The 7762-nt window shown below is 64.2% G+C and carries 6 protein-coding genes; 3 read left to right on the top strand and 3 right to left on the bottom strand.

The features are described 5' to 3' along the window. Nucleotides 1-433: 433 nt before the first annotated feature. From N5J73_RS23635 to mtgA, 3 genes are read right to left on the bottom strand one after another with little or no spacing between them, the layout of a single operon-like run. Nucleotides 434-865 carry a CBS domain-containing protein gene (locus N5J73_RS23635; protein ID WP_049445369.1) on the bottom strand — a complete coding sequence of 144 codons (432 nt, stop codon included), beginning with the start codon at nucleotides 863-865 and terminating at the stop codon, nucleotides 434-436. After that, the gene (locus tag N5J73_RS23630) at nucleotides 825-1844 is read right to left on the bottom strand and encodes a glycosyltransferase family 2 protein (RefSeq protein ID WP_049445371.1); all 1020 of its coding nucleotides are present in this window, start codon (nucleotides 1842-1844) and stop codon (nucleotides 825-827) included. Before N5J73_RS23630 ends, N5J73_RS23635 begins: the two co-directional genes overlap by 41 nt. A 48-nt stretch (nucleotides 1845-1892) precedes the next feature. Beyond that, nucleotides 1893-2642 (bottom strand): monofunctional biosynthetic peptidoglycan transglycosylase, encoded by a 750-nt coding sequence (gene mtgA, locus N5J73_RS23625; protein ID WP_049445374.1) that lies wholly within the window; start codon nucleotides 2640-2642, stop codon nucleotides 1893-1895. A gap of 77 nt (nucleotides 2643-2719) precedes the next feature. Here mtgA and N5J73_RS23620 point away from each other — a divergent pair, with 77 nt between their 5' ends. The 3 genes from N5J73_RS23620 to N5J73_RS23610 all read left to right on the top strand — a co-directional run bounded on the left by N5J73_RS23620 (nucleotide 2720) and on the right by N5J73_RS23610 (nucleotide 7715). Continuing rightward, a complete protein-coding gene (locus N5J73_RS23620) occupies nucleotides 2720-3613 on the top strand; it encodes an Hsp33 family molecular chaperone HslO (protein ID WP_049445377.1) in 894 nt (297 codons plus the stop codon). A 149-nt stretch (nucleotides 3614-3762) separates the two neighbouring features. Beyond that, the gene (locus tag N5J73_RS23615) at nucleotides 3763-4578 is read left to right on the top strand and encodes a hypothetical protein (protein ID WP_170935765.1); all 816 of its coding nucleotides are present in this window, start codon (nucleotides 3763-3765) and stop codon (nucleotides 4576-4578) included. A 383-nt stretch (nucleotides 4579-4961) separates the two neighbouring features. Continuing rightward, entirely contained in the window at nucleotides 4962-7715 is a 2754-nt protein-coding gene (locus N5J73_RS23610; RefSeq protein WP_049445382.1) for a TonB-dependent receptor, read from the top strand. Nucleotides 7716-7762: the final 47 nt, after the last annotated feature.

The following is a 7762-nucleotide window of genomic DNA, read 5'->3' as shown; positions in this document are numbered from 1 at the left end:
GGACAGCGCACACGAGCAAGGCGCCATCGAGCCTACAGGGACGTACTTGCGGCGTGTCCTGCCTGCGTCACCCGTCCCCCTCCCGACAGTTTCCTGCGCGCGCGGAACGAGAGCGAAATTCAGAATCAAAAGAAAAAAGCAAGGTCAAAAGCTGCGCCAACCAAGGTTGGCAGCTACCCAAAGCACATCGCCTGCAACAAAGCTCACCGCGCTCGCAGCAATGTATCCAGAGGCTGAGGGCATGGGCGTGCAGGACCGTTGGCGCCATGGATGGCGCCATCGAGCCTACAGGGACGTACTTGCGGCGTGTCCTGCACGCCCATGCCCTCAGCCTCCCCCCGCATCAGGAAGGCGCTGCTTTGGCTTTGGCTTTGGCTTTGGCTTTGAGCTTCAAAAAGCGGGCCGGCGGGCCGCAGGCCCGCCAGCGAACACCTCACCCAGCCACGATGTACTGCTGCAGCTGGTCCAGCTCGCGCCGCTGCGCATCGATCACCGACTTCACCAGGTCGCCGATGGAGATCACCCCCAGCACCTGCGCGCCCTCCACCACCGGCAGATGGCGGATGCGATAGTCGGTCACCAACTGCAGGCAGTGCTCCACCTGCTCGCCCGGCGAGACCGTCACCACCTGCGCCGTCATGATCTCCGCCACCGCCGTATCGCGTGACGAACGATCACGCAGCACGATCTTGCGTGCGTAATCGCGCTCGGACAGGATGCCGACCAACCGCGGCCCGTCCATCACCAGCACCGCACCGATGCCCTTCTCCGCCATCAACCGGATCGCATCGATCACCGCCGCCTCCGGCGCGACCGCATGTACTTCAGGAGACTTGCCGTCCAACAGTTGCCGTACCGTCGTCATCTGCCTGCCCTCCGAGGGTGGGTTGCAGTGCCGAGTCTGCCACGGCGGATGCTAGCCACGCGTCAACCAGGTACAGCGGCCGCTGCTTGGACTCTTCGTACAGCCGTCCCAGGTACTCACCGATCAGGCCCAGCGCAATCAACTGCACCCCGCCCAGGAACAGGATCACCGCCATCATCGTCGGCCAGCCCGCCACCCGGTCGCCATACAGCGCCGCCTTCACGATCACCCATACGCCGAAGACGAAGGCCACCGCTGCCGTTGCCAGTCCCAGGTAGGTCGCCGCCCGCAGCGGCACGGTGGAAAAGCCGGTAATGCCCTCCAGCGCGAAGTTCCACAGCCGCCACAGACTGAACTTGCTGGTGCCGGCCACTCGCGCGTGACGGTGATAGGGCACTGCGATCCGCTTGAAACCGACCCAGCTGAAAAGCCCCTTCATGAAACGGTGGCGCTCGCGCATCTCGCGCAGCGCACTCAACGCACGCGGCGACAGCAGGCGGAAATCACCGGTATCGGCCGGGATCGGCGTGCGCGACAGGCGCCCCATCACCCGGTAGAACACCGCCGCCGTGGCACGCTTGATCCAGGCCTCACCATCGCGGGCCATGCGCGTGCCGTAGACGTTGTCATGGCCCTCGCGCCAGCGCGCGACGAATTCCGGTACCAGCTCCGGCGGATCCTGGCCGTCGGCGTCAAGGATCATCGCCGCTCCGTCGCGCACCAGGTCCAGGCCAGCGGTCAGCGCGGCTTCCTTGCCGAAGTTGCGCGAGAGCTTCAGCGCGGACACCCGCGCATCGGACTGGGCCAGGCGGGCGATCACCTCCCAGGTGCTGTCATGGCTGCCGTCATCCACATAGAGGATGTGGCCTTCGATATCGGGCATGCCGTCCAGCACGGCACACAACCGCGGATGCAGCAACGGCAGTGCCAGGGCCTCGTTGTAGGCGGCGATGACAAAGGTAAGCCGTTCGCGGGTCATGCCCCGATTGTACGTTGCCGCCGCCCGCAGATCAGGCGTCGTGGGCCCTCATTCTTCCGACAGGTACGCGGCCCCGCCCAGCTGCCGTGCCTGCCGCTGGATCCACGCCGCGCGCCGCTGTACGTACGGCCCTGGTTTTGCCGCGTTGTAGCGCCGCGGTGCCGGCAGCACCGCCGCCAGCCGCGCGCTCTCGGCCGGGCTCAAGCGCGCCGCGTCCTTGCCCCAGAACGTCTGCGCCGCTGCTTGCGCCCCGTACACGCCATCACCGAACTCGGCGATGTTGGCGTACACCTCAAGGATGCGCTCCTTCGGCCACAGTGCTTCGATCAGCACCGTGTACCAGACCTCCAGGCCCTTGCGGATCCAGCTGCGGCCCTGCCAGAGGAACAGGTTCTTGGCCACCTGCTGGCTGATCGTGCTGGCGCCACGCAGGCGCCCGCCCTTGGCATTGTGGTCGCGGGCCTTTTCGATGGCCTGCAGGTCGAAGCCGTTGTGTTCGGGGAAGCGCTGGTCTTCGGCCGCCACCAGCGAGATCGGCAGGCTCGGGGCCATCTGGTCCAGGTCGCGCCACTGGTAATGCAGGCGATACGACCAGTCAGCCTCGCCCAGCGCCTCGCCATAGCGCCACAGCATGACCGTGGACACCGGAGGATCGATGAACCGCAGCACCAGCACCTGCAGGCAGCTGAAGGCCGCCAGCAGCACCGGCAGCCACAGCAGCTGTTTCCAGCGCCAGCGCCTGCGGCGCGGGACGTCCGCCCCGGCCTCCACCTTGTGCTGCTCTCCCCCTGCCCCCATTACTGGTGCATCCTTCTTCTGTCTGGTTGTCGGCGCATTATCCGGCAACCGCCCTCGTTTACGCGCGATATGAGCCGATGACCGCCAACTCCGATTCCCTGATCCGCTTCCTGCTCCCCGACGCTGGCGTCCGTGGTGTCCATGTGCGCCTGCAGGCCACCTGGCAGGAAATCCTGTCCCACGCCGCGTACCCGGATACGGCCGCCGAACTGCTCGGCGAGGCCTGCGTGGCCTCGGCGCTGTTCACCGGCCACACCAAGATCGATGGCCGCCTTTCGATCCAGCTGCGCAGCAGCACCGCCCTGCGCACCCTGTTCGCTGAATGCACCGCCGCAGGCACCCTGCGCGGTATTGCCCAGCTCAGCGAAGGCGCCGACGCGCCGCGCGACCTGTCCAGCCTGGGCGACGACGCCCTGCTCGCGATCACCATCGAAAACCCTGGCCTGGACCCGCGCGAGCCGCAGCGCTACCAGAGCCTGGTCGCGCTGACAGCGCCGGAGCTGGACGAAGCCTTCGAGGATTACTTCCGCCAGTCCGAGCAGCTGCCGACCCGCCTGCTGCTCGCGGCCGACCGCAACGGTGCCGCCGGCCTGCTGCTGCAGAAGCTGCCGGGCGACGAGGGCGACGAGGATGGTTGGGCGCGCGCCAGCGCTTTGTTCGAAACCCTGGGCAAGGCCGAGCTGCTGGCCACCCCGGCCGAGCAGCTGCTGCACCGCCTGTTCCATGAGGAGAAGCCGGCGCTGATGGGCGAGAAGCCGCTGTCCTTCGCCTGCTCCTGCTCCCGTGAACGGGTCGCGTCGATGCTGCAGTCGCTGGGCGAGGACGAGGCGCGTGCCGCGGCCGCGGACACCGGCGCCGTCGAGGTCCGTTGCGAATTCTGCGGGCGGGAGTATCACTTTCCTTTGACGGAGTTCGGCATACTGTTCCACGGTGCCGAGGGGACTGTACCGGCGCCTGAGCGGCTTCAGTAAACGGCTTGTCTTGCATCTGGGGGGATCAAGGCTTGTTAAGAATTCATAAACACCCTAGGATCAAGTTCCCGTATCTTCGGGAACTTCCGTTGTTCGTCCCTGTCTGAACTGGTCCGATGCGTACCTTCCTGCGTCTACCGCTGGCTCTGATGATCGCCCTTGGCGCGATCACGGGCGTGCATGCGCAGAGCAAGGACACCCGGACCGTGCTGCCGGTGTGGAACAAGGGCAGCGGCAAGGTCGAAGCCCTGCTGTACTTGGAGCCCACCGGCGAACAGGCGGCTGGCGCCCGCTGGCACTTCGGCCGCAATTCGCTGGATGCCGCCTTCGGCCTGTCGTCGGGCGATTCGCTGGGCCTGCTCTGCAACAGCAGCAGTGGAACCAGCATGAGCGGCCTGGCCAGTCACTGCATGCTGGCCAGCCTCGGCGACGAAGATGACCTCAACAGCCGCCGCTTCAGCGGCACCGCCGCGCTGAACCGCGGCAACAGTCGTCTGGGCATCACTGCCGGTACCGGCCGTGAAACCCTGCCGGCATGGCTGGCAGGCCCCAACAAGACGCCGTCATTGCGCGCCGAGCAGAATGATCTGACCGTGTTCGCGCAGAAGAACATCGGCCGCGAAGGCTTCGTTTCCATCGCCGGTACCTATGCCAAGGCCCGCCTGGTTCCGCTGGCCGACGCTTCGCCAGCCCTGGTCGACCGCTGGGACAGCAAGAGCCTGAGCATCGGTGCCGGCTACGGCAACTTCACCGGCAGCATCATCGGTCGCGTCGTCGACGTACCGGGCAAGCCTGGCAAGTGGGAAGGCCTGGGAATCGGCCTGACCTGGCGTACCCCTTGGTCCGGCCAGCTCACCGTGGGCGCGGAGAACGTGATCAGCCGCGGCAAGAATCCGTTCTCGCCGCGCAATGAAAGCAATGACGACGGCACTGTGCCGTATGTGCGTTACGAACAGGATCTCTGATCCCACCGCGCGGTTCTTCCTGCAGTGACTTCTCACGGGCGCCGAAAGGCGCCCGTTGCGTATGCGCGATCGCGATACACGCATCGCGCTTTTCGGCGGGTCGGATACCGTGCAGTTCAGTTCGACATGCTGCGATACACGCCAGCGAGCACTTTTTTCATCACCGTGCGCTAACAAACGAGACGAAACTGGCTCGAATGCAACTCAAGTCTTTGATTTTGCGAATTAATTTCAATTTTCACCAAAATCATAGATTTGATTAACACAGCTTTAATTCTTGGCGAACGCCCGCTACTATCGGTTCAGCCCTCGCGATTTGGGAGCGCTTTTCGCTCCCCCGCCGGGCACTAACCCAGCCAAGATTTCTTGGAGAGAGAGAGCCAATGAATTTCCAGTCCAACAAGCTGCGCGACGCCGTTCTGGTCGCGCTCGTTGCCGGTGTGGCATCCACTGCCACCGCCCAGGCCCAGGAAGCGACCAACCTTGACCGCATCTCGGTCACCGGTTCGCGCATCAAGAGCACCGACATCGAAACCTCGCAGCCGGTGCTCAGCCTGACCCGCGCCGACATCGAAAAGCAGGGCGTGACCTCGGTCGCCGACATCCTGCAGCGCGTCGCCGCCAACGGTGCCGCCCTGAACCGTACGTTCAACAACGGCGGTGACGGTTCGGCCGGCGTCAGCCTGCGCAACCTCGGTGCCGAGCGCACCCTGGTGCTGGTCAATGGCCGCCGCTGGACCACTGGTCTGGACGGCAGCGTCGACCTGAACACCATTCCGACTGCGATGATCGAGCGCATCGACATCCTGAAGGACGGCGCCTCGACCATCTATGGTTCGGACGCCATCGCCGGCGTTGTGAACATCATCACCAAGCAGAACTTCGACGGTGCTGAAGTCAACGCCTACAAGGGCCAGTACAGCGCCGGCGATGGCCAGCGTGAAGCATATGACTTCACCCTGGGCACCGTGACCGACCGCGCCTCGATCACCGTCGGCGCGTCCTACGTCAACGAAAAGTCCGTCATGGCCGGCGATCGCAAGATCTCCGCCGGTGGCCCGCCGTTCTTCAGTGGCCAGAGCGCAACCGGCATCCCGGGCAGCTATGTGCGCAACGGCAACCAGTACGTCATCATCAATGGCGTTGAAACCCCGTTCGATGCCAACGTCCACGGCTACAACACTGCACCGGACAACTACCTGCTGACCCCGAACGAGCGCACCTCGCTGTTCGTGCTGGGTTCGTACAACGTGACTGACAACATCACCTTCCGTACCGAGGCGATGTACAACGAGCGCAAGTCCGAGCAGCTGTTGGCATCCATGCCGGTGACCGGCCAGCGTCTGAGCGCGGGCAGCATGTACAACCCGTATGGCGTCGACCTGACGGGCGTCAATCGTCGCTTCAATGAATCCGGTGGTCGTTCGTTCAACCAGAACGTCAAGAACTGGCACTTCTACGGTGGCTTCGAAGGCTTCTTCGAATTTGCCGATCGCAACTTCGACTGGGACGTTGGCTATCGCTACGACAAGACCGACCAGAACGACCTGACCTACGGCCTGTTCAACAGGCAGCGTCTGGCCGAGGCCTATGGCCCGTCGGCTCTGCGCGACGGCAAGCCGGTCTGCTTGAATTCGGCGGGCGCCGTCATTGCCGGCTGTGTGCCGATCAATCCGCTGGGTGGGCTGGGCTCCATCTCGCAGGAAGCTCTGGACTACACCTCGTTCACCGCACACGATTCGGCGAGCCTGGTGTCGAAGGGCTACTACGCCAACATCTCCGGTGAGATCGTGCAGCTGCCGGCCGGTGCGCTGGGCTTCGCTGCCGGTTACGAGTACCGCAAGGAAACCGGTCAGTTTGATCCGGACGCCTTCATTGCCTCGGGTCTGAGCACCGGCAACGGTGCGGCACCGACCAAGGGCGGTTACGATCTGAACGAGTTCTTCGTGGAACTGTCGATCCCGGTGCTGGCGGACCTGCCGGGCGCCAAGCTGCTGGACTTCAGCGTGGCATCGCGCTACTCCGACTACAGCAACTTCGGCAACACCACCAACAACAAGTTCGGCTTCCGCTGGAAGCCGATCGACGACCTGATGATCCGCGGTAACTACTCCGAGGGCTTCCGCGCGCCGAGCATCAACAACCTGTATCGCGGCGATACAGACTCCTTCGAGACCTACATCGATCCCTGCTCGTCCAACGCTGGCCTCCGTACCGGCGCGGTTGCCGCCCAGTGTGCCGCACAGGGCGTGCCGGCCAACTTCGTTCAGCCGGGCGCCGGTGCAGGCCGCAAGCAGACGGTTGTGCCGTTCACCTGGCAGGCCAACCCGAACCTGAAGCCCGAAACCTCGACCAGCAAGACGCTGGGCCTGGTGTGGAGCCCGAGCTTCGTCACCGGCCTGAACGTCACTCTGGACTGGTGGCAGATCAAGGTGGAAGACGCCATCACCCGTCCGGCGATCCAGGACATCATGAGCTACTGCTACGGCGGCACCCCGCAGCAGCAGGCAGCCTACTGCGGCCTGATCACGCGTGATCCGAACTACGGCACCGTCAACCAGCGCTACACCATCACCAACGTCAACATGCCGCTGCAGAACCTGGCATCGTACAAGGTGGAAGGTTGGGATCTGGGCCTGGCCTACCGCCTGCCGGAGACCTCGTTCGGTCAGTTCACCATCAGCTGGGACAGCACCTATCTGTCCAAGTGGGACACCAAGTCGACCCAGGACTCGCCGGTTGAAGGCCGTCAGGGCCGTTACCGCGACCAGGATCCGTACTGGCGCATCCGCTCCAACCTGTATGTGGATTGGAGCTACGGTGATTTCGGTGTGAACTGGGGCCTGCGCTACAAGTCCGGCATGCGTGAAGAGTGCCCGTTCGATCCGGCCCAGGATCCGGAGACCTTCCCGTTCTGCTCCGACGGTGCGAAGGGCGAGAACCACATCGCGTCGACCACCTACCACGACATCCAGGTCCGCTACAACACCCCGTGGAAGGGCACCATCATGCTGGGTCTGAACAACGCGTTCGACAAGGATCCGCCGGTGTCCTACTCGGTCCGTGCCAACATGTTCGACCCGCAGTACGACCTGCCGGGCCGCTACATGTACATGCAGTACAAGCAGAAGTTCTGATCGATCCACTGATCGGCTGACGCAGCAACGGCCCCGCAAGGGGCCGT

The sequence above is a fragment of the Stenotrophomonas sp. GD03654 genome (genome assembly GCF_029845105.1).
Lineage (GTDB): Bacteria > Pseudomonadota > Gammaproteobacteria > Xanthomonadales > Xanthomonadaceae > Stenotrophomonas > Stenotrophomonas africana.
Note: the sequence above shows the minus strand (reverse complement) of the source record. Positions and strands in the feature narration are given on the sequence as shown.

Coding starts and splice junctions, on each gene's coding strand:
- N5J73_RS23635 (WP_049445369.1), bottom strand. CDS start 865: ATGACGACGGTACGGCAACTGTTGGACGGCAAGTCTCCTGAAGTACAT.
- N5J73_RS23630 (WP_049445371.1), bottom strand. CDS start 1,844: ATGACCCGCGAACGGCTTACCTTTGTCATCGCCGCCTACAACGAGGCC.
- mtgA (WP_049445374.1), bottom strand. CDS start 2,642: ATGGGGGCAGGGGGAGAGCAGCACAAGGTGGAGGCCGGGGCGGACGTC.
- N5J73_RS23620 (WP_049445377.1), top strand. CDS start 2,720: ATGACCGCCAACTCCGATTCCCTGATCCGCTTCCTGCTCCCCGACGCT.
- N5J73_RS23615 (WP_170935765.1), top strand. CDS start 3,763: ATGATCGCCCTTGGCGCGATCACGGGCGTGCATGCGCAGAGCAAGGAC.
- N5J73_RS23610 (WP_049445382.1), top strand. CDS start 4,962: ATGAATTTCCAGTCCAACAAGCTGCGCGACGCCGTTCTGGTCGCGCTC.